We start from the raw sequence: 20,163 nt of genomic DNA, 5'->3' as shown, positions 1-20,163 counted from the left end.
TCTCCGGTGAAAAGGAAGCCGCCCGGATAAACCTGGCGGTAGATGCTCAACGGCGCACAAGGGCACCTCTAAAAACGCAGGCCTTCATGACAGGTAACGTTGCACGTACTCAATAATAAAGACCGTTCGTCAGGGGTGACTGACAAGTCATTCATCGTTGCAACGTGTAAACTGCGCGCCAGCATTACGTGCGCGTCAACCTGCATGAGCAGTGCCTTGTCTTTGGACGTGGCCTTGAAACCGGCAGTCCGCCTACGAGAAGCGCAAAACCGACCGTATATTGACCGGAACACCTTTTCCGGTCAATACAGCAAAATGGTCAGATATAAGCCGCGTTGCTTTGATTTACCTAGCTCGCGGGCAATTCAAACAAACGTTTGTATTGGACGCTGAGAGTGGTGTAGATATAATGCGCCACCTAGAGAGAAAGGTGGGTCGTCCCCTGCCCTTTTGTAAGAAATTGGCGCAGAAGACGACAGATAAAACACCGAACCTCCACCCATTAGAAAAAAAACTGTTGAGCCTTGAGTAGGAGATAGCCTGTGGAACGCGAATACATGGAATTCGACGTGGTCATCGTCGGCGCAGGGCCGTCGGGCCTGTCTGCCGCCTGCCGACTGAAGCAGAAGGCCGCCGAAGCCGGTAAGGAAATCAGCGTCTGCGTGGTCGAAAAAGGCTCGGAAGTCGGCGCACATATCCTGTCCGGCGCCGTGTTTGAACCACGCGCCCTGAACGAATTGTTCCCGGACTGGAAAGAACTGGGCGCTCCACTCAACACCCCGGTGGTGCGCGACGACATCTATGTACTGCGCAGCAGCGACACCTCCACCAAGGTGCCTGACTTCTTTGTGCCCAAGACCATGCACAACGAAGGCAACTACATCATCTCCCTGGGTAACCTGTGCCGCTGGCTGGCCCAGCAGGCCGAGAACCTGGGCGTGGAAATCTACCCAGGTTTCGCGGCCCAGGAAGTACTGTTCGACGAAAACGGCGTAGTGCGCGGGATCATCACCGGCGACCTCGGCGTCGACCGTGAAGGTCATCCCAAAGAAGGCCTGTACACCCCAGGCATGGAACTGCGCGGCAAGTACACGCTGTTCGCCGAAGGCTGCCGTGGGCACCTGGGCAAGCAACTGATCCAGCGCTTCAACCTGGACAGCGATGCCGACGTACAGCACTACGGCATCGGCCTCAAGGAAATCTGGGAAATCGACCCGGCCAAGCACCAACCAGGCCTGGTGGTCCACACCGCCGGCTGGCCGCTGGACATCATGCGCAACGAGAACACCGGTGGTTCGTTCCTCTATCACCTGGAAAACAACCAGGTGGTCGTAGGCCTGATCGTCGACCTGTCCTACAGCAACACCTTCCTGTCGCCGTTCGATGAGTTCCAGCGCCTCAAGCATCACCCGGTGCTGGCCCAGTACCTGGAAGGCGGCAAGCGCATCAGCTACGGCGCCCGCGCCCTGGCCAAGGGCGGCATCAACTCGCTGCCGAAGATGGTATTCAAGGGCGGCGCCCTGATCGGTTGCGACCTGGGCACCATGAACGTGGCCAAGATCAAGGGCAGCCACACCGCCATGAAGTCCGGCATGCTCGCCGCAGACGCCGTGGCTGACCGCCTGTTCGCCGAATCCGAAGGCGGTGATGAACTGACGGCCTACGTCGACAGCTTCAAAACCAGTTGGCTCTATGAGGAACTGTTCGCCACCCGTAACTTCGGCCCGGCGATGCACAAGTTCGGCCCGATCATCGGTGCCGGCTTCAACTGGTTCGACCAGAACATCCTCGGCGGCAAAATGCCGTTCACCCTGCATGACACCAAGCCGGACTACGCCTGCCTCAAGCTGGCCAAGGACAGCCAGAAGATCGACTACCCCAAACCCGACGGCAAGCTGAGCTTCGACAAGCTGAGCTCGGTGTTCCTCTCCAGCACCAACCATGAAGAAGAACAGCCGTGCCACTTGAAACTCAAGGACCCGAGCATCCCGATCGGCACCAACCTGCCGCTCTACGATGAACCGGCGCAACGCTACTGCCCGGCTGGCGTGTACGAAGTGATCACCCAGGAAGACGGCGAGAAGCGCTTCCAGATCAACGCCCAGAACTGTGTGCACTGCAAGACCTGTGACATCAAGGACCCTTCGCAGAACATCACCTGGGTGACGCCGGAAGGCGCGGGTGGGCCGACTTACCCGAATATGTAAGCCAACTGAGGCTCCCAAATGGGAGCCTTTTTTTATGGCCGACTCGAGTCAATGTGGGCTTGCCTGCTCGCTCCCCCGCTCCGCGTGGGAACGATCATCTATGCCGCTCGCTCTTCACCCGGGTTGCGCAGGAAATAGCGCTTATATTCCCGACTGAACTGCGACGTACTCTGATACCCCACGTTATGCGCCGCCTGCGCCACACCCATGCCTTCTGCCAGTAACAACTGCTGGGCCTTGAGCAGGCGCAAGCGCTTGAGGTACTGCACCGGCGACAACAGGGTGCAGCGCTTGAAATGCTCATGAAACGTCGACGCACTCATATGCGCATAACCGGCCAGGGTCTCGATGTTCAGCGGTTCGGCGTAATGGGCATGCAGGTGATTCAATGAGGTGGCAATCCGCGAGAACTGCCCCTGCTGTTCCACCAGGGCCCGCAGCACATCGGCCTGTGGCCCGCGCAAGGCGGTGAACAGTAATTCCCGCACCCTCGCCGGTCCCATGATCCGGGCTTCCAGTGGATCGTGCAGGCACTGCAACAGCCGCTCGACGCAACCGCGCATCGCGTCATCGAGCACCACCGAGCTCATCGACTCCAAGGTCTGCGCCGCCGGCGGCGGGCCGGCCTGCATGCCCATAGCCATCACCAATTCGCCCAGCACCACCCGATCAATGCCTACGGTCACGCCATACAGCGGGGCATCGGCGGCCATGGCAAACGTCTCGCATTCGAACGGCACCGGCATCGCCTGGATCAGGTAATGCCCGGCGCCATACTCCAGGGTGCGCGGGCCCAGGTAGGCGAGCTTGCTGCCTTGGGCCACGAACATCAGGCTCGGTTCGTAGATCTGCGGCCCGCGCGCCACGTCGCAACTGGCGCGCAGCACCTGCACGCCCGCCAGGTGGGTCGGGGAGAAACCGTCGCAGGGCGTAAGCCCCTCAATCAAGGAAACCAGCGTGGCGTTGGCATCAAGATGGCGGGTCAACAACATGGCAAAAAACTTCGCGAAAAAGGGATAGGAACATCATCGCAGGTCTGGCGGCCAATGAATCCAATCCACGGGCACTCCCGGACGAATAGGCATGAGACTCGGAGCATTTGCCATGTTCGCCCACAGGGTCGACGCGCAGAATTCGCCACCTCTCCCGTCCACGCTTTTGCGAGGTTTGCACCATGTACACTGCCATCGGTTATGCCGCCCAGTCGGCCACCACTCCCCTCGCCCCCATGTCCTTCGAGCGCCGTAGCCCACGCGCCGATGACGTGGCGATCGAAATCCTGTACTGCGGCGTCTGCCACTCCGACATCCACCAGGCACGCAACGAATGGGGCATCGCCGTGTACCCATTGATGCCGGGCCACGAGATTGTCGGCAAGGTCACTGCCGTCGGCGCCAGCGTCACCGCCCATAAGGTTGGCGACCTGGTCGGCGTGGGCTGCATGGTGGATTCGTGCCGCCACTGCGAAGCGTGCAAATCGGACCTGGAGCAATACTGCCTCGAAGGCCCGACCATGACCTACGCCACCCCGGACCGGGTAGACGGCAGCAACACCATGGGCGGCTACTCCGACAGCATCGTGGTCAGCGAGCACTTTGTGGTGAAGATCCCGGCCAAGCTCGACCTGGCCAGCGCCGCGCCGATCCTCTGCGCGGGCATCACCACTTACTCGCCACTCAAGCACTACGGGGTCAAGGCCGGCGACAAGGTGGGGGTTCTCGGCATGGGCGGCCTGGGCCATATGGGCATCAAGTTCGCCAAGGCCATGGGCGCCGAAGTGACGCTGTTCACCCGCTCGGCGAACAAGGCAGAAGAAGGCCGACGCCAGGGTGCCGATCATGTGATCGTGTCCACCGATGCCGAGCAGATGAAAGCCGCCGCCGGCAGCTTCGACTTCCTGCTGGACACCATTCCGGTGCAGCACGATCTGAACCCCTACCTCGACGTCCTGCGCTTTGACGGCGTGCATATCCTGGTAGGTTTGATCGAACCGGTCGACCCGCCGGTCAATGCCGCCAAGCTGGTATTGGGCCGTAAAGTCCTGGCCGGCTCGCTGATCGGCGGCATTGCCGAAACCCAGGAAGTCCTGGATTTCTGCGCCGAGCACGGCATTACCTGCGACATCGAAATGCTCGATATCCGCCAGATCAACGAAGCCTATGCGCGCATGATTGCGGGCGACGTGAAGTACCGCTTCGTGATCGACATGGCCACCTTGAAAGCCTGATCAGGCCTTCGCGCCCAACTCCGCGGACAGCCGCGCTGCGACCTGCTTGACCAGGGGGATCAGCTCGGCCATTTTTTCCAGCGGCATGTAGGGCACCGTACTGGCGATGCTGATGCCGGCGACAATCCGCCGGCTGGCATCGCGCACCGGTGCGGCGACGCAGCGGATCGACGGTTCGTTGTCTTCCAGGTCGAATGCATAACCACCCGCCACGTATTCACGCATACGCTGCTCAAACTGCTCCCAGGATTGCTCCGGGTGCTGCGGCCAGTGCAGGTTTTTCCCGCCTACCGGCAAGCTGACCTGATACAGGCGCTGCCACTCCTCTTGCGAGTCATCGAGCAACAAGGCCTTGCCGATCCCGGTACGTGCCAGGGGCATGCGGTGACCGACCCGCGAACGCATTTCCGGACCATTGCGCCCGGGGTTCTTGTGCAGGTACAGCACATCGTCGAACTCGCGGATCGCCAGGTGGATGGTGTCGCCGGTCAGCGCCGACAGCTCGTCCAGATAGGGTATCGCCAGCGTCACCAGCGGCAGCTCGTCCCGCGCCTGGAAGCCCAGCTCGATCAGCTTCGGTCCCAACAGGTAACCGACTTGCGGCACCACTCGCAGGTAGCGCTCATCCACCAGGCAACTGGCCAGGCGGTGGGTGGTGCTGCGGGTGGTGCCGATGCGCCGGGCGATTTCCTTGAGGTCACGCGCGCCGGCCGCCACCGCCTGCACCACGCCCAGGCCGCGCAGCAGGGTCTGGGTGCCCGTGGGCGCGGGGTCTTTGGCGGGAATGGGTGGGTTTTCCTGCATGTAGGGCCTATCTAGAAATGCGAAAGCGGCGGCCATTATGGCAAATGCCAGGCCCCAAGACAGGGCCGATCTCAGCCCTGGGCAAAGTCGCGCAATGCGTCGCCTTCCATGCGGTAGCGCACCCATTCTTCCTGGGGTTGGGCACCGATGGACTTATAGAAGGCAATGGCCGGCTCGTTCCAGTCCAGCACGCTCCATTCAAAGCGCCCACAACCATTGTCATAGGCGATCTTGGCCAGGTGGCGCAGCAACTTCTTGCCCGCCCCGCCGCCGCGCTGTTCCGGGTTGATATACAAGTCTTCCAGGTACAGGCAGTTGCTGCCCAGCCAGGTGGAATAGCTAAAGAAAAACACCGCAAAACCAATCGGCAAGCCATCACGCAGGCAGATCAGGCCATGGGCGGTAGCGCCTTCGCTGAACAGGCTGCGCTCGATGTCCACCACGCTGGCGATCACTTCGTGGCGGGCTTTTTCGTACTCGGCCAGTTCAGTGATGAAGGTCAGGATCTGCGCAGCATCGCTGGGCACGGCGGGACGAATCTCGATGGTCATGAACAGGCCTGCGGCTAAAAAAGAAAGGACACATACTAAGGCCCTTTGATGACCGCTTGCAGGGTTTTATGCAGGTGATTACTCCGTCCTGTAGCAATGTTGGCACCGGTAACCACAGAACAAACCGGGCGGTAGCGCATGGTAAAAAGTCCGCCATAAATCCAACAGACGCCCAGGTTTGCCCATGCACCCCACTGCTCCGGTTGGCGGAAAGCTCTTCGCCTTGTTGTGCCTTGCCAGCTACCTGCTGTCATTGTCGTACGGTTCGACGTTTTTGTTATCGCTGCTGATTGATTCCAGAGGCGGCAACGAGCATGACGCCGGCAGCGTGATCTCCATGGCGATGCTCAGTACGTTTATCGCGGTGATTGTGTCCGGGCACCTGGCCGACGCCCTGGGTGCCGCGCGCGCGATTGCCTGCCTGGGGAGCCTGCTGGTGGCCGCCTGCCTGGGTTTTGCCCTGACGCCGGGTTTTGGCCAGGGCCTGATGCTGTTCGGCCTGGCCCTCGGGCTGGGCTGGGGCGTGTTCTATACCCTGGGCCCGATCATCGTGGCGATGCTGGTGCAGCCCAGCCAAAGAGCCAAATATTTCGCCTGGCTGTCGGGCAGCATGATGACCGGCATCGGTTCGGGCCCCTTGTTGGGACGGGCGGCCAGCGCCCTGGGCCTGCCCCTGGAAACCGCGTTTTATATCGCGGCCCTCGCAAGCCTCGTGGGCGTGCTGATCTTCTGGCGCCTGGGCAGCCATCTCCAGCAACAACCCAACTCGCTGGGCGCCGGCGCCGTCTCGAAAATCTCCTGGGCCAGCACCCGCCGTGTGCTGGGCTCCAAGGCGGTATTCGCGATCATCATGGTCGGCCTGGGCGGCTGTGTATTTGGCGGCCTGTCGAGTTTCCAGACCAGCTACGCGGCAAGCCATGGGCTGGATTATTCGCTGTTCTTTCTGGGCTTCATGGGGGCGGCAATCACCAGTCGTTTGTTGATTGCCAGCTTTGTGGTCAGGCGCGATGCGTACTGGTCGGCCTGTGTGTTGTCTGGGTTGATGGTGGTGTCGATCCTGCTGTTGAGCTTCGGCGTGCATGACAGCTTCAGCTACTTGCTGGCGGCCGCTACCTTGGGGGTCGGTTACGGCCTGACCTATTCGGTGATCAACGGCCTGGCCGCCAATGAAGCGCCGAGCGCCAGCACGTCTCAGGCCTTGCTGCTGTTCAGCCTGTCGTACTTTATAGGGGTCTTCGGCTTCCCGCTGCTGGCCGGCAAGCTGATCGTCGAGCAAGGCGTACCGACCCTACTGGCGAGCGTACTGGGCATCGCCTTGCTCAACTGGCTGATTACGCTGGCGCGCCTGATCTGGCGCCGGGTTGCCAAACACAAAATCTTACAGGTGAGCTGACACCGTTCGTCGTGATCCAGGCACCAACAATATGGGCGGGCGGACCAACCTAAGGTAAGGACTTTATTCCTATGGAGGCTCCACCATGAATACTTCCAAAGTGACTGCCCTCGCCCTCGCCGGTTTGCTGTCTGCGGTTTCCCTGGGCAGCTTCGCCGCGTCCGACCCTTCCACCGGCAAGACCGACCCGATTGGCAGCCCGCCCAACCCTGCCACCCAAGAGAGCAAAGACTCCATGGGCACCGGCCTGGATACCAATGGCGGAGCCATCATCCAGAACGGTGCCGACCCACGCACCCAAGGCAATGACGGCAACCGCCAGGGCCTGGGTACCGATGTGGAGAACGGCAAGATCGGCCCCGGCAAGAACGCCGCTCCGAGCGGCAACGATGACAACCTGCCCGGCGCACCGAAACAACCTTGACCGACAGACGAACACTACCCCACCACTGACCCTGAAGAGGTATGCATGAACGTCGATAAAAACCTGGAGAAAGAAGTCCTCACCCGCCTGCTGCACGCGCACCCGAACGGTTTGGGTAAGGAGGTGCTGGATAACTACCGGGGCGAAAAAATCGTGGCCAGCACCCTGGCCACTCTTCAGGAGCGTGGACTGATCAAGGAAGGCCACGTGACCTGCAACGAGGCCGGCGAACACGCGCTGCACCTGCCGATCAAACTGACGGCCTCTGGCGTGGACGCCGCACGCAAGCTGGAAAGCCAGCCGTAGCGGCTGTCGAGCCTGGCGAGGCTGCGCTTGAGTGCGCAGCGCTCGCCCTTTCGCCAGGCATCACCTACAGCGTTGGGCGTTGGGCAGCCACCAGCAACATCATCGGCCGCTCCAGCTCCTCCGCCAACTCAGGCCGGGCCACAAGGTCCGCGGCACTCGGGCCCCATTCTTCAATATGGCTCAGGCTCAAGCCTGCTTTGATCAACATGTTGAGCAGCGTGCCCAGGGTACGGTGCTGCTTGATCACACCCTTGGCCAGCCAGTCGGTGACCCGTGGCCCTTCCAGTTGATAACTGTCCAGCGGCCAGCTTTTACGCCCTTGCTCATCGACCTGCCAGCCCGGTTGCCGGGGCGCCATAAAGATCGGGTGCTCGATGGAGAAAACCAGCCGTCCTCCCGGCTTCAGGGCTTTATGAATACGGGCAAACAGCCCGGGTAGATCGGCGATGTAGTGAAAGGCCAGCGAGCTGTAGGCCAGGTCATAAGCCGCATCGGGCAGATCAAGCTGCTCGAGGTCGGCAATGGCATAAGTAATGGCCGAGGATGAAGTCATTTCCTTCGCCCGCGCCAGCATCTTCTGTGAGACGTCCAGCCCCAGCACCTGTTCGGCGCCCTGTTCCTGGGCCCAGCGGCTGAACCAGCCATAACCACAGCCCAGGTCCACCACCTTCAATCCCTGCATCAGCGGCAACAACGCCTGCAACGCGGGCCATTCCGGCGCACCTGCCAACCCTTGCAGGGAGCGGCCCATTTGACTGTAGCCCGCGAAAAAGGCTGGGGTATCGTAGATATTCTGCGTCACGCCGGTATCAATCCCTGGGTTCCAGGCCTATCGGAAAGAACACCCCGCCACTCCAGATGCCCAGCCAACTCTCGCCGTCGATCAGGCGCGTCACCGCCAGCTCCACCATCTGGTAGAACACGTTGCGATGAACCAGTGCTTCAAGGTTGTTGCGCACCCGCACATAGGGCGACGGTTCCTGGGTCTGCGGATCAATCACCACCCGCAACGGGTGTTCGGGGCCGGCTTCGATGACGTCTTCGACATTGGAGGTAAACCGCAGGAGTTGGCTTTCGCCCTGCCCCTCGACCTCCATCGACACCGCCACAAATGGCGCGTCATCTACCTTGATCCCCACCTTTTCCACCGGAGTGATCAAAAAGTAATCATCGCCATCGCGGCGGATGATATTAGAGAACAGCTTGACCATCGGTTTACGCCCGATGGGGGTGCCCAGGTAGTACCAGGTGCCGTCGCGGGCGATACGCATGTCGATATCGCCACAGAAATCCGGGTTCCACAGATGAACCGGAGCCGGTCCCTTGCCCTTGGGCAACTGTGCCAACAAATCATTGGCCTTGGCCGAACCCGTCATGCTGTTCTCCTTTGAATTACTGGTCGCTCATGCCCAGCAGGCTGCGGGCGTATTGCCGCAACGGTGGGCCAAGCAAATCTTCGGGTTTATTGTCGTGGAACGTCAGTAAACCGCCACGACTGCGAATCCGTGCAGTATCAATCAAATATTGGGTGCTGGTCTCGATCAACATAATCTGGATCACGCCACTGTCGACACCCAGCCGGTCCAGGGCTTCCTGGTCGGCCCATTCATCTGCATTGCCAATGCGATCATCAGCCTTGGCGAACCGCGTGTACAACAGGTAATGGGCACCTGCTTCACGGGCTTCGGCCATGGCCTGCTCCAAACCTTCCGGGGCGCGGGCGCGGCGGACCATGGGGAAGTATTCGATAAAACCGTTGAAGGCTTCTTCGGCCACCACATTGGGTCGCGGGTAGGCACTGCCCGGCGGCGTGAACGCACCCTGGGCGATAAACACAAAGGAATCGGGCTGAATGCGAACCGAGTTGGAACGACGTGTGTCGCTGTGGTCCAGCAAACCGGCATCGCTCATCTGATAGCGAGTGCCTTCGGCCATATCGCTGACTGTCATGCAGCCACCCAGCGCAAACGACGCCAGCAACAAAACCAGACTACGCATCCTATCCTCCAGAGGCCGGTGACGGAAAACCGGCGAATGGGCACGAGATGCAGATTTTGCGCCAGCTTGCCTGGCTAGCCGCCAATGATCTTCATCACCGTCGCCCCGCCCGAAAACGCCACTTCCTGCTTATCGCCCAAGGCCTTGACCAGCAAGCCCTGTAACGCCGGCAAGGCCTGATGACGCGGCTTGTCCAACAAGTCGCCGACATAGTGGCGGTTGCTCGAAGACAGACAGCCGTGCAGCCAACCTGTGGAAGACAGACGCAGGCGTGAACAGGTTCGGCAAAACGGCACGCTTTCATTGGCGATCACGCCGAAGTAGCCCTGGCCGGGAATTTCATAGCGCACGGCCGTGGCATCCACCGGGGCGTCGGCCTGCAGGTATTCGTGATGTTCGCCAATCAGGCTCAACAGTTGTTGCAGGCTGACAAATTGCTGCAGGAAGGCGTTGGAGTCGCTGGCCAGGTGGCCCATGCGCATCAACTCGATAAAACGCAATTCATAACCGCGCGCCAGGCAATACTCCAGCAGCGGCATCACCTGGTCGAGGTTCTGCCCGCGCAGCGGCACCATATTGACCTTGATCTTGATCCCCGCCGCACATGCCTGGTCCATGCCATCGAGCACCGTGGCCAGGTCGCCGCCCCGGGCAATCCCGCGAAAGGCATCGGCATCCAGGGTGTCGAGGGACACATTGATACGACGAATGCCAGCATCCACCAGCAGTGGCAACTTGCGCGCCAGTAACTGGCCATTGGTGGTCAGGCTGATATCACTCAAGCCCATCTGCCCGACGGCCTGCATAAAGGTTTCGAGCTTGGGGCTGACCAGCGGCTCGCCGCCGGTGATCCGCAGGCGATCAATGCCCGCTGCCTCGATCAGGTAGGCCACGCCACGCGCCATGGCCTCGGCCGAGAGTTCGTCCTGCGCAGCCACCAGCCGCTTGCCGTTGGGCACGCAGTAGGTACAGGCGTAATTGCAGGCTGAGGTCAGGCTGATCCGCAAATTGCGAAAACGCCTGCCTTGACGATCAACGATCATGGATCACTCCGGCAGAGGATAATTCGGGCGCGCTAAAACCTGACTCATAAATCAGATTTTAGCAAGGTCCTTGCCTGAGTATATTCCTGGGTTATCACATACGGCAGTAAATCAGCCGGCCATTGCCCGGATGAATGCCTTAGGTGGCAGGCGTCTCGGGGTTAGGCTGGTCGCTGCTGTGCTTGCGCTTGTTGCCCATGCGCACGCCGATGTCCATCAGGAATTGGAAGAAGCCTTCCTGATCTTCCAGCACATTGCTCCAGAATGGCGAGTGGTAAAGCGCCACGGCGCCATGCACCAACGCCCACGCGGCGCAGTAATGGAAGTAAGGCGGCACGTCTTCCAGCTTGCCTTCGCTGATCCGGCCTTTGATCAGCAGGGTCAGGCGTTCGAAGTTCGAGGCACGGATCTTGTGCAGTTCCTCGACCATTTCCGGCACCTGGTGGCCCTTGACCACTTTTTCTTCCAGGCGGTCAAACAGGCGGTAACGCTGCGGGTCCCGCATGCGGAACTCAAAGTACGCCCGGGACAGGGCTTCCTTGTCCTTGTCGACATCGGCCGAATGCAGCAACTCGTTCAAATCGCGCTCGTAGTCGAGCATCAGGCGCAAGTAAATCTCGGCCTTGGATTTGAAGTGCTTATAGATCGTGCCTTTGCCGATACCCACGGCATCCGCAATCATCTCGACGGTGACGCTGTCTTCACCCTGTTCGAGGAACAATTTGAGCGCGGTGTCGAGAATTTCCTGCTCACGGCGGCGAAACTCACGGACCTTACGGGGTTCTTTGTGCATAGAAAGAGGTCTGCAGAGGTCAGTATTGGAAGGGATGAGCGTGCCGATGACGGAACGTTTTACCCGGTACGAGGGATTATCCCGACTGCACGGTCGTTGGGCAACGTCTATATGAACAACCCATACACTAAACTTACAGCACGCCAACGAATCAGGCGCTATCGGTCAGAAATAAAGCATAGATTCGCACGATGTACTGCCGCCCCATGAGAACTCAAGCGAAGCGGATGTATTCCAAATCTGTTTAAAAAACGACCAGAAGCGGCTGGACTGCACGGGATACTGATCAATACTTCATCTGTCGGTGTGACATCTCCCCCAAGTGACACACCGATATGGGTACCAACGGACCGCGTATCCTTGTTTACTCCTAATGGTCTTAGCCCGGATTCACCCCCCAGAACCCGGGTTTTTTTTGCCTGGGATTCAGCGAACGTGGGCCAGCGGGAACAGACGCTTGAAGTTGGCGGTGGTCTGCTCGGCAAAACGCTCCACCGACTCGCCGCGCAGCATTGCCAGGTAATCCGCCACATCCCGCACATATTCCGGCAGGTTGGGTTTGCCGCGATGGGGGATCGGCGCCAGGTAGGGTGAGTCGGTCTCGACCAGCAAGCGATCGGCCGGCACCTGTCGCGCCACGTCCCGCAGGGCCTCGGCGTTGCGGAAGGTGACGATGCCCGACAAGGAAATATAGAACCCCAGGTCGAGGGCCGCCTTGGCCATCTCCCAGTCCTCGGTAAAACAGTGCAACACACCCGCCTGGGGCAGAGCGGCTTCGCGCAGCAAGGCCAGGGTGTCGGCGCGGGCGCCGCGGGTATGCACGATCACCGGCTTGCCGGTCTGCTGCGCCGCTTGCAGGTGCAGGCGGAACGAGGCTTGCTGCAACTCGGCGGCTTCCGGCTCGTAGTGGTAGTCCAGGCCGGTCTCGCCAATAGCCACCACCCGCGGGTGATTGAGTTCGTCCAGCAGCCACTCAAGGGCCGGGGCTTCACCGGGCTTGAGGTCCAGGGGGTGGATGCCCACCGAGCAATCCACATCGGCATAGCGTTCGGCCAGGGCCTTGACGTCGGCGGCGTTCTCGGCGCTGACGCCAATGCACAGGAAGTGCCCGACGCCACGCTGACGCGCAGCGTCGAGGGCAGCGTCCAGGGAGCCGTTGTGGGCGGCGAGGTCGAGGCGATCAAGGTGGCAATGGGAATCTACGAGCATAAGAAGTTACAACTTGCGTCACAGGAAGTGTCTGGCCGACAAAACATCCGTCGGCCCCGAAAATATCAACGTCGACCGAGCAGCCCGACCCACTGCACCAGCAGGGCCTCAAGCAGCAGCACCCGGTTCAGGTTGGCCTTGCCCAGCACCTTCTGGCGTTGGGCGAGGATCCAGTCCTGGATGTTCAATACCTTGTCCTGGGCACTTTTCTGCGCCAGGTATTGCACCACCTTGCGCATGTCCATCAAGCCCAGGCCGTTTTCGTCCTGGGTCAATTGGTAGCGCAGGATCAGGCTGGACCAGTCGCAGAACCAGTCAAACAGCAGCAACAGCGGCACGTCTTTCCAGCCTTCGGCCAACTGCGTGGCAGACTGCTCCTGCTTGAGCAGCTTCTTCACCCCGTCGACCACCAGCGCACGCTGCTCGCGTACGCCCTGGGCCTGCAGGCTGACCGCTGCCAAGGGCGAGCCGGCTGCCAGGGTCAGCAATTCGACCCGCTCCTGCTCAGTGCATTCGGGCAAGGCCTGGCCCAGCCACTGCAAGCTCATGGCCTCGCTTGGCAGTGGGCAGGCCTGTTGCACGCAGCGACTGCGAATGGTCGGCAGCAGACGACTGGACTGGTGACTCACCAGCAACAACACCGTATCGCCAGAAGGCTCCTCAAGGCTCTTGAGCAAGGCGTTGGCGGCGTTGATATTCATCGACTCCACCGGCTCGATCAATACCACCTTGCGCCCGCCCATCTGCGCGGTCTGCACCACGAAGCTCACCAGGTCGCGCACCTGGTCGACCTTGATCGCCTTGTCCGCCTCCTCCGGTTCCAGCACGTAGTTGTCCGGATGGCTGCCGGCCTTGAGTAGCAGGCACGACTTACAGTGCCCGCACGCCTCCAGCCCTGCCGGCTGCTGGCAGAGCAGGCGGGCCATCAAGCGCTCGGCCAGGGCACGCTTGCCGATGCCTACCGGCCCATGGAGCAGATAGGCATGGGCGTGCTGGGCACGCCCGGCCAATTGCTGCCAGAGGCTGTCCTGCCACGGATAGGCTTCAGCCACGGTACAGCTCCAACAGTTTGGGGAGCAGCTCATCGATGGCCCGCTGCACCTGTTCCAGGGGCTGAGCGGCATCCAGCAGGCAGTAGCGCGACGGCGCGGCTTCGGCACGCTTGAGATAGGCCGCACGCACCGCCTCGAAAAAGGCTCGGCCTTCCAGCTCGAAACGATCCAGGCGCCCACGGGCGCTGGCCCGGGCCAGGCCGATGTCTACCGGCAGGTCGAAGACCAGGGTCAAGTGCGGGCGCAGGTCGCCTTGGACGAAGGTCTCCAGGGTCGCAATGCGCTCCAGGGACAGGCCGCGGCCAGCGCCCTGATAGGCGTAGGTGGAATCGGTGAAGCGGTCGCAGATCACCACCGCGCCCCGGGCCAGCGCCGGGCGAATCACTTCGGCCAAGTGCTGGGCACGGGCGGCAAATACCAGCAACAGCTCGGTGTCCGGGTGCATGACCTCGTCGCCAGTGGCCAGCAGCACCTCACGGATCTTCTCGGCCAGGGGCGTGCCGCCAGGCTCGCGGGTCAGCAGCACCTCGATACCTTCAGCCCGCAAGCGTTCGGCCAGGTATTCACGGTTGGTACTCTTGCCAGCGCCTTCCGGGCCTTCCAGGGTAATAAACAAGCCAGTCACAGGCAGTCCTTAGTCAGAGTCATTGCGGGCTTTGCGCGGGCGCAGCGTCAGGCGCGGCAGGCTCAACGGTGGTCGGCGCGGGTGCCGGGCTGGAGCGGTAATCGGCGCGGCGCTTGAGTTGGTACTCGCGCACCGCCGCGTTATGGGCGTCCAGGCTATCGGAAAAAATATGGCTGCCATCGCCCCGGGCCACGAAATACAGGCTGCTGCCCGGTACCGGATTCAACGCGGCATGAATCGCCTCGCGGCCAACCATGGCAATCGGCGTCGGCGGCAGGCCGCTGATCATATAGGTGTTATAGGGTGTGGCTTCTTTCAGGTGCGCGCGCGTCAACTTGCCGTTGTAGCGCTCGCCCATGCCGTAGATCACCGTGGGATCGGTTTGCAGCAGCATGCCAATCTTCAGGCGCCGCACAAACACCCCGGCAATCTGCCCACGCTCTTCAGGCACGCCGGTTTCCTTCTCGACCAGAGACGCCATGATCAGCGCCTGGTAGGGGTCGGTATAGGGCGCATCCGGGGCACGTCGCTGCCATTCCTGGGCCAGTACGTCGTCCAGGCGGTTATAGGCTTTCTTCAGGAATTCGACATCGGTCATGCCGCGCACGAAACGGTAGGTATCGGGGAAGAACCGCCCTTCGGGGAACACGTCGGGATGGCCGATTTTTTCCATCACCTCAGTGTCACTCAAGCCCGACAGAGTCTGCTCGATCTTTTCATGCTTGGCCAAGGCACTGCGTACCTGGCGGAAGTTCCAGCCCTCCACCAGGGTCAGGCTGTACTGCACCACTTCGCCACGCTGCCACAGGCCAATCAGGCCCTGGGCCGTCAGGCCTGGCGTCATGCGGTATTCGCCACTGTGCAGCGGTTGGCCGTCAAGGTTGAAGCGCCAGTAGAGACGCAGCCAAAAGGCATCCTCCAGCACACCGTCACTTTCCAGACGATTGAAAGTGCCCGTAGGGGTCGCGCCAGCAGCTACATCCAGCAATTGCTCCTGGGGCAGATTCAGCGGTTGCTTCAAGGCCGAGTTCAGCTTCCAGGCGGAAAAGCCCAATAGCAAACCCGCCAGGACCAGACCGATCTCCAGCAGCAATACAATTTTACGTCTCAAATCAAACACCCAATAGCGCGCGAACAATGCCTTGCAGTTTACGGGTGAGCGGCCCGGCCGACCAGCTCATTGGCCCACATCCAAGCACCGGCCAAATGCCATATACGCTATTGCAGACAAACACTTCGTCAGCCCGTTGCAGCTGCGCAAGGCTGATATCGGTCACGGTCGTGACTAGCCCCAACGCCTCGGCACGGGCCAACAGCTCGGCCCGCATGACGCCAGCCACACCACAGCGGCTCAGGTCGGCAGTCAGCAACTGGCCGTTATCCACCAGGAACAGGTTGCTGAACACGCCTTCGATGACGCGCCCGGACATATCCAGCATCAATCCTTCCGCGTGATCGGCATCCTGCCACTCGGCGCGAGCCAGGACCTGTTCAAGGCGATTGAGGTGTTTGAGGCCGGCGAGCAAGGGTTGCTCGGACAAACGCGTGGCGCATGGGAACAGGCGTACACCTGATGAACCGTGGGCCGGGGGATAGGTAGCAGGCGGGCTGCCTTGCAGGATACGGCGCACGGGTGCGCCTGCGTTGATGCCATACCCCCGCAGGCTATCGCCCCGGGTCAGGATCAACTTGAGCACGCCGTCACCGAGGGCCGCCGCATAGGCCAGTAACTCGTCGCGGATCAGTGCCTGATCCGCAACGAGCGCCAGGCGCCTGCAACCCTCGTCGAGGCGTTGCAGGTGGCGGTCGAGCAGCACGGGCTGCCCGGCCTTGACCGCGAGGGTTTCAAACAAACCATCGCCGTAGGCCAGGCCGCGATCTTTGAGCGGCACTGCGTCCGCTGGCTGACCGTCGACCCAGCTGCGCATTACTCGGCGAACCGGCGGAACACCAGGGAACCGTTGGTACCGCCAAAGCCGAACGAGTTGGACAGCACCACGTCGATCGGCATTTTCTGCGCCTCGTGAGGTACGAAGTTCAGGTCGCAGCCTTCATCCGGCTCATCCAGGTTGATGGTCGGCGGTGCGACCTGGTCCTTGATCGCCAGCACACTGAAGATCGCCTCAACCGCGCCTGCCGCACCCAGCAGGTGACCGGTCATGGACTTGGTGGAACTGACCGCCAGCTTGTAGGCGTGCTCACCGAACACCGACTTGATGGCCTGCGCTTCCGCCAGATCGCCAGTGGGTGTCGAGGTGCCGTGGGCATTGATGTACTGCACTTGATCGCCATTGATCTTCGCATCGCGCAACGCATTGCTGATGCAGCGCGCAGCGCCTGCGCCGTCGGCGGGTGGCGACGTCATGTGATACGCGTCACCACTCATGCCAAAACCGATCAACTCGGCATAGATCGTTGCGCCACGCGCTTTGGCGTGCTCCAGCTCTTCGAGGACCAGGGCACCGGCACCGTCGGACAGTACAAAGCCATCACGGCCCTTGTCCCACGGACGACTGGCGCGGGTTGGCTCGTCATTGCGCGTCGACAGCGCACGGGACGCGCCGAAGCCGCCCATGCCCAGGCCACAGGCGGCCATTTCGGCGCCACCGGCAATCATCACGTCCGCCTCGTCATAGGCGATATTGCGCGCCGCCATGCCGATGCAGTGAGTGCCCGTGGTGCACGCCGTGGAAATGGCGTAGTTAGGCCCCTGGGCACCCAGATGGATGGACAGGAAACCGGAAATCATATTGATGATCGAGCCCGGGACGAAGAACGGTGAAATTCGACGAGGGCCGGATTCGTGCAGCGTGCGGCTGGTTTCTTCGATATTGGTCAAACCGCCAATACCCGAACCCATGGCCACGCCGATGCGCTCACGGTTGGCATCGGTGACTTCCAGGCCAGCATTACGCACTGCCTGAAAACCGGCTGCCAGGCCGTATTGAATGAACAGGTCGAGTTTGCGGGATTCCTTGATCGAGAGATATTCCTCGACATTGAAGCCCTTTACCGAGCCGCCAAAACGGGTGGAATAGGCAGAAAGGTCCGTATGCTCAATCAGACCAATACCACTGTGGCCAGCCAGAATGCCCTGCCAACTGCTCGGCACATCCGTGCCCAGTGGCGACAACATACCCATACCGGTGACTACGACGCGTCTACGCGACACAGCACTCTCCTTTTTCTTGATGACGACACTTTGCATCAAACCTAAAGAAAAAACCGCACGCCGTTATAGCAGTGCGGTTTTTCCCAACAGCAAGCGACGACTACAAATTACTTGTCGTTGTGAGCAGTAACGTAGTCGATAGCAGCTTGAACAGTAGTGATTTTTTCAGCTTCTTCGTCCGGGATTTCGGTCTCGAATTCCTCTTCCAGAGCCATCACCAGCTCAACGGTGTCAAGGGAGTCGGCACCCAGGTCTTCAACGAAGGAAGAAGTGTTTTTCACTTCATCTTCTTTAACGCCCAGTTGCTCGGCAACGATTTTCTTGACGCGCTCTTCGATGGTGCTCATACCTTGTTTTCACTCCTAATGGACAAATTCAGGCAGCTGGCCAGTGGGTAAGTGTATAGAAAGGCTTTTCAGCTTTTCAACTGAAAGCTTCACCCTCGTACCCTACCGACCACCTGTCTATAAATAGATTGCAGCTTTATAACGGATTTTAGACAGCTCGTATGACATTTTTTTGAAGCGATCCGTCACAATTTAACTCATGTACATCCCGCCGTTCACCGGGATTGTAGCCCCAGTCACGTATGCCGCACCGTCAGATGCCAGGAAAGAGACCACATTGGCGATCTCTTGAGCCTGGCCCAGACGACCCAGCGGAATTTGCGTCAGCAACGCTTCACGCTGCGCTTCTGGCAGTTCGCGGGTCATATCGGTGTCGATGAACCCTGGAGCCACCGAGTTGACCGTAATCGACCGCGAGCCGACTTCACGCGCCAGGGCACGGCTGAAACCTTCCAGGCCGGCCTTGGCAGAGGCGTAGTTTACTTGGCCTGCGTTGCCCATGGCACCCACTACGGAGCCAATATTGATAATTCGCCCCCAACGCGCCTTGGTCATGCCGCGCAAAACACCCTTGGACAGGCGAAACAGACTGTTCAGGTTGGTATCGACCACGTCGTACCACTCGTCGTCTTTCATGCGCATCATCAGGTTGTCACGGGTGATACCGGCGTTGTTCACCAGAATAGCCGGCGTACCGAATTGTGCGGTGATCTCGGCAAGCACAGCAGCCACGGACTCATCGCTGGTCACGTTGAGTTCCAGGCCGGTGCCCTGCACGCCGTTTTCCTTGAGGGTCGCGGCGATACGCTCGGCGCCCGAGGCAGAGGTGGCAGTACCAATCACTACCGCGCCCTGACGGCCCAGTTCCAGGGCAATCGCCTGGCCAATGCCACGGCTTGCGCCGGTAACCAGTGCAACTTTACCTTGCAGACTCATGCAGGCTTCTCCTTAGTTCAGGCCAGTGCGGCGCGGGCGGCTGCGAAGCCATCCGGGGTATTGAGATTGGAAGTCGACACGCCTTCGGCGCAGCGCTTGTTGAGACCGGCCAGGACTTTGCCCGGGCCACACTCAACCAGTTGGGTCGCGCCCTTGGCAGCCAGGGTCTGCACGGATTCAACCCAGCGCACCGGCTTGTACAGTTGCTCCAGCAGGTCGCGCTTGAGAGTTTCCAGGTCCGGGGCCACGTCGGCGCTGACGTTTTGCACCAGCGGGATCTGCGGTGCCTGCCAGTTGATGGCGGCGACGGACTCGGCAAAACGCTCGGCCGCCGGGCGCATCAGTTCGCAGTGGGACGGTACGCTGACCGGCAGCGGCAAGGCACGCTTGGCCCCACGGGCCTTGCAGCCTTCGATGGCACGCTCAACTGCTGCCTTGGCGCCGGCGATCACCACCTGGCCAGGGGAGTTGAAGTTGACCGCGCTGACCACTTCGCCCTGGGCCGCTTCGGCACAGGCTTCGATCACCACCGCGTCGTCCAGGCCCAGGATCGCGGCCATGCCGCCCTGCCCGGCCGGAACCGCCTCTTGCATCAGTTGGCCACGGCGCTCTACCAGCTTGACCGCTTCAGCGAGGGTCAGGCTGCCTGCCGCAACCAGGGCGCTGTACTCGCCCAGGCTGTGACCGGCAACAAAAGCCGGGCGTGCGCCGCCTTCGGCCAGCCAAACGCGCCACAGCGCGATGGACGCCGCCAGGATGGCCGGCTGGGTTTTATCGGTTTGATTGAGCAGTTCTTCCGGACCGTCCTGGGTCAATGCCCAGAGGTCGTAGCCCAAGGCCGCGGAAGCTTCCTTGAATGTTTCCAGGATCAGCGGGTATTGCGCGCCCAGCTCGGCCAACATGCCGAGGGACTGCGAACCCTGCCCTGGAAAGACGAATGCGAGGGATGTAGACATGTAACAAGCCCCTAATGATCTGGTCGTCGGTGAATTGACGCCCCACAGCTGGGAGCGCAAGAAACTGACAGATTGGATGGTCAATTGAACTGGCCGGTCACATTTAAGCATTCCCGGCCC

At 60.8% G+C, this 20,163-nt stretch carries 22 protein-coding genes; 5 read left to right on the top strand and 17 right to left on the bottom strand.

What is annotated here, in order from left to right; all coding sequences use genetic code 11:
- The first annotated feature begins 542 nt into the window (after positions 1 to 542).
- Positions 543 to 2,207: an electron transfer flavoprotein-ubiquinone oxidoreductase gene (locus PSFL_RS19770; protein WP_397470398.1), complete on the top strand. Its 1,665-nt coding sequence runs from the start codon at positions 543 to 545 to the stop codon at positions 2,205 to 2,207.
- Positions 2,208 to 2,305: 98 nt separating this feature from the next.
- Here the strand turns inward: PSFL_RS19770 and PSFL_RS19765 are convergent, their stop codons facing one another.
- Complete coding sequence (locus PSFL_RS19765) at positions 2,306 to 3,199, bottom strand: AraC family transcriptional regulator (RefSeq protein ID WP_057439589.1); 894 nt, start codon at positions 3,197 to 3,199, stop codon at positions 2,306 to 2,308.
- 182 nt (positions 3,200 to 3,381) lie between these two features.
- Between PSFL_RS19765 and PSFL_RS19760 the strand changes: the two genes are divergently transcribed.
- The gene (locus tag PSFL_RS19760) at positions 3,382 to 4,434 is read left to right on the top strand and encodes an NAD(P)-dependent alcohol dehydrogenase (protein WP_057444959.1); all 1,053 of its coding nucleotides are present in this window, start codon (positions 3,382 to 3,384) and stop codon (positions 4,432 to 4,434) included.
- Here the strand turns inward: PSFL_RS19760 and PSFL_RS19755 are convergent, their stop codons facing one another.
- A complete protein-coding gene (locus tag PSFL_RS19755; protein WP_115128745.1) occupies positions 4,435 to 5,238 on the bottom strand; it encodes an IclR family transcriptional regulator in 804 nt (267 codons plus the stop codon). It lies immediately after the preceding gene.
- A gap of 71 nt (positions 5,239 to 5,309) precedes the next feature.
- Positions 5,310 to 5,789, bottom strand: coding sequence for a GNAT family N-acetyltransferase (locus tag PSFL_RS19750; RefSeq protein ID WP_057439591.1), 480 nt, complete (start codon positions 5,787 to 5,789; stop codon positions 5,310 to 5,312).
- A gap of 184 nt (positions 5,790 to 5,973) precedes the next feature.
- Between PSFL_RS19750 and PSFL_RS19745 the strand changes: the two genes are divergently transcribed.
- The 3 genes from PSFL_RS19745 (at position 5,974) to PSFL_RS19735 (ending at position 7,912) form a co-directional block, all read left to right on the top strand.
- Positions 5,974 to 7,182: an MFS transporter gene (locus PSFL_RS19745; protein ID WP_115128746.1), complete on the top strand. Its 1,209-nt coding sequence runs from the start codon at positions 5,974 to 5,976 to the stop codon at positions 7,180 to 7,182.
- A gap of 85 nt (positions 7,183 to 7,267) precedes the next feature.
- A complete protein-coding gene (locus tag PSFL_RS19740; RefSeq protein WP_057439593.1) occupies positions 7,268 to 7,606 on the top strand; it encodes a hypothetical protein in 339 nt (112 codons plus the stop codon).
- Between the two features lie 45 nt (positions 7,607 to 7,651).
- On the top strand, positions 7,652 to 7,912 hold the full coding sequence (locus PSFL_RS19735; RefSeq protein ID WP_057960387.1) for a hypothetical protein: 261 nt from the start codon (positions 7,652 to 7,654) through the stop codon (positions 7,910 to 7,912).
- Positions 7,913 to 7,976: 64 nt separating this feature from the next.
- Here the strand turns inward: PSFL_RS19735 and PSFL_RS19730 are convergent, their stop codons facing one another.
- The 14 genes from PSFL_RS19730 to fabD form a co-directional block, all read right to left on the bottom strand.
- On the bottom strand, positions 7,977 to 8,714 hold the full coding sequence (locus tag PSFL_RS19730) for a bifunctional 2-polyprenyl-6-hydroxyphenol methylase/3-demethylubiquinol 3-O-methyltransferase UbiG (protein WP_169960813.1): 738 nt from the start codon (positions 8,712 to 8,714) through the stop codon (positions 7,977 to 7,979).
- 7 nt (positions 8,715 to 8,721) lie between these two features.
- Positions 8,722 to 9,288 carry a DUF1285 domain-containing protein gene (locus PSFL_RS19725; protein ID WP_057439594.1) on the bottom strand — a complete coding sequence of 189 codons (567 nt, stop codon included), beginning with the start codon at positions 9,286 to 9,288 and terminating at the stop codon, positions 8,722 to 8,724.
- Between the two features lie 16 nt (positions 9,289 to 9,304).
- A complete protein-coding gene (locus tag PSFL_RS19720) occupies positions 9,305 to 9,910 on the bottom strand; it encodes a DUF4823 domain-containing protein (RefSeq protein ID WP_057439595.1) in 606 nt (201 codons plus the stop codon).
- Positions 9,911 to 9,984: 74 nt separating this feature from the next.
- Positions 9,985 to 10,953: a GTP 3',8-cyclase MoaA gene (locus PSFL_RS19715; protein WP_273870771.1), complete on the bottom strand. Its 969-nt coding sequence runs from the start codon at positions 10,951 to 10,953 to the stop codon at positions 9,985 to 9,987.
- Positions 10,954 to 11,092: 139 nt separating this feature from the next.
- Positions 11,093 to 11,746 carry a TetR/AcrR family transcriptional regulator gene (locus PSFL_RS19710; protein ID WP_057439597.1) on the bottom strand — a complete coding sequence of 218 codons (654 nt, stop codon included), beginning with the start codon at positions 11,744 to 11,746 and terminating at the stop codon, positions 11,093 to 11,095.
- Positions 11,747 to 12,172: 426 nt separating this feature from the next.
- The gene (locus tag PSFL_RS19705; protein WP_120733904.1) at positions 12,173 to 12,955 is read right to left on the bottom strand and encodes a TatD family hydrolase; all 783 of its coding nucleotides are present in this window, start codon (positions 12,953 to 12,955) and stop codon (positions 12,173 to 12,175) included.
- A gap of 65 nt (positions 12,956 to 13,020) precedes the next feature.
- Positions 13,021 to 14,007, bottom strand: coding sequence for a DNA polymerase III subunit delta' (locus PSFL_RS19700; protein ID WP_057439598.1), 987 nt, complete (start codon positions 14,005 to 14,007; stop codon positions 13,021 to 13,023).
- Positions 14,000 to 14,632: a dTMP kinase gene (gene tmk, locus PSFL_RS19695; RefSeq protein ID WP_057960391.1), complete on the bottom strand. Its 633-nt coding sequence runs from the start codon at positions 14,630 to 14,632 to the stop codon at positions 14,000 to 14,002. Before tmk ends, PSFL_RS19700 begins: the two co-directional genes overlap by 8 nt.
- Positions 14,633 to 14,651: 19 nt before the next feature.
- On the bottom strand, positions 14,652 to 15,743 hold the full coding sequence (gene mltG, locus PSFL_RS19690) for an endolytic transglycosylase MltG (protein WP_057960418.1): 1,092 nt from the start codon (positions 15,741 to 15,743) through the stop codon (positions 14,652 to 14,654).
- 1 nt (position 15,744) lies between these two features.
- Complete coding sequence (pabC, locus tag PSFL_RS19685) at positions 15,745 to 16,560, bottom strand: aminodeoxychorismate lyase (protein ID WP_198849107.1); 816 nt, start codon at positions 16,558 to 16,560, stop codon at positions 15,745 to 15,747.
- Entirely contained in the window at positions 16,560 to 17,804 is a 1,245-nt protein-coding gene (gene fabF / locus PSFL_RS19680) for a beta-ketoacyl-ACP synthase II (protein ID WP_057960393.1), read from the bottom strand. The genes pabC and fabF overlap by 1 nt, the downstream gene beginning before the upstream one ends.
- A gap of 107 nt (positions 17,805 to 17,911) precedes the next feature.
- Positions 17,912 to 18,151: an acyl carrier protein gene (gene acpP, locus PSFL_RS19675; protein ID WP_057439601.1), complete on the bottom strand. Its 240-nt coding sequence runs from the start codon at positions 18,149 to 18,151 to the stop codon at positions 17,912 to 17,914.
- Between the two features lie 192 nt (positions 18,152 to 18,343).
- On the bottom strand, positions 18,344 to 19,087 hold the full coding sequence (gene fabG, locus PSFL_RS19670) for a 3-oxoacyl-ACP reductase FabG (protein WP_057439602.1): 744 nt from the start codon (positions 19,085 to 19,087) through the stop codon (positions 18,344 to 18,346).
- 17 nt (positions 19,088 to 19,104) lie between these two features.
- Positions 19,105 to 20,043 carry an ACP S-malonyltransferase gene (gene fabD, locus PSFL_RS19665; RefSeq protein WP_198830923.1) on the bottom strand — a complete coding sequence of 313 codons (939 nt, stop codon included), beginning with the start codon at positions 20,041 to 20,043 and terminating at the stop codon, positions 19,105 to 19,107.
- Between the last annotated feature and the right edge of the window lie 120 nt (positions 20,044 to 20,163).

Source organism: Pseudomonas sp. DD1 (assembly GCF_044510355.1).
Classification (GTDB): Bacteria; Pseudomonadota; Gammaproteobacteria; order Pseudomonadales; family Pseudomonadaceae; genus Aquipseudomonas; species Aquipseudomonas shahriarae.
The sequence above is the reverse complement of the archived record's forward strand: the minus strand, read 5'-3'. Positions and strand labels throughout refer to the sequence as shown.

What these genes read in the sequence shown, in the direction of transcription:
- PSFL_RS19745 (WP_115128746.1), top strand. Translation starts at nt 5,974, where the DNA reads ATGCACCCCACTGCTCCGGTTGGCGGAAAGCTCTTCGCCTTGTTGTGC.
- PSFL_RS19760 (WP_057444959.1), top strand. Translation starts at nt 3,382, where the DNA reads ATGTACACTGCCATCGGTTATGCCGCCCAGTCGGCCACCACTCCCCTC.
- PSFL_RS19710 (WP_057439597.1), bottom strand. Translation starts at nt 11,746, where the DNA reads ATGCACAAAGAACCCCGTAAGGTCCGTGAGTTTCGCCGCCGTGAGCAG.
- PSFL_RS19720 (WP_057439595.1), bottom strand. Translation starts at nt 9,910, where the DNA reads ATGCGTAGTCTGGTTTTGTTGCTGGCGTCGTTTGCGCTGGGTGGCTGC.
- PSFL_RS19755 (WP_115128745.1), bottom strand. Translation starts at nt 5,238, where the DNA reads ATGCAGGAAAACCCACCCATTCCCGCCAAAGACCCCGCGCCCACGGGC.
- PSFL_RS19735 (WP_057960387.1), top strand. Translation starts at nt 7,652, where the DNA reads ATGAACGTCGATAAAAACCTGGAGAAAGAAGTCCTCACCCGCCTGCTG.
- PSFL_RS19705 (WP_120733904.1), bottom strand. Translation starts at nt 12,955, where the DNA reads ATGCTCGTAGATTCCCATTGCCACCTTGATCGCCTCGACCTCGCCGCC.
- PSFL_RS19750 (WP_057439591.1), bottom strand. Translation starts at nt 5,789, where the DNA reads ATGACCATCGAGATTCGTCCCGCCGTGCCCAGCGATGCTGCGCAGATC.
- PSFL_RS19725 (WP_057439594.1), bottom strand. Translation starts at nt 9,288, where the DNA reads ATGACGGGTTCGGCCAAGGCCAATGATTTGTTGGCACAGTTGCCCAAG.
- PSFL_RS19715 (WP_273870771.1), bottom strand. Translation starts at nt 10,953, where the DNA reads ATGATCGTTGATCGTCAAGGCAGGCGTTTTCGCAATTTGCGGATCAGC.
- acpP (WP_057439601.1), bottom strand. Translation starts at nt 18,151, where the DNA reads ATGAGCACCATCGAAGAGCGCGTCAAGAAAATCGTTGCCGAGCAACTG.
- PSFL_RS19765 (WP_057439589.1), bottom strand. Translation starts at nt 3,199, where the DNA reads ATGTTGTTGACCCGCCATCTTGATGCCAACGCCACGCTGGTTTCCTTG.
- pabC (WP_198849107.1), bottom strand. Translation starts at nt 16,560, where the DNA reads ATGCGCAGCTGGGTCGACGGTCAGCCAGCGGACGCAGTGCCGCTCAAA.
- PSFL_RS19740 (WP_057439593.1), top strand. Translation starts at nt 7,268, where the DNA reads ATGAATACTTCCAAAGTGACTGCCCTCGCCCTCGCCGGTTTGCTGTCT.
- fabG (WP_057439602.1), bottom strand. Translation starts at nt 19,087, where the DNA reads ATGAGTCTGCAAGGTAAAGTTGCACTGGTTACCGGCGCAAGCCGTGGC.
- fabD (WP_198830923.1), bottom strand. Translation starts at nt 20,043, where the DNA reads ATGTCTACATCCCTCGCATTCGTCTTTCCAGGGCAGGGTTCGCAGTCC.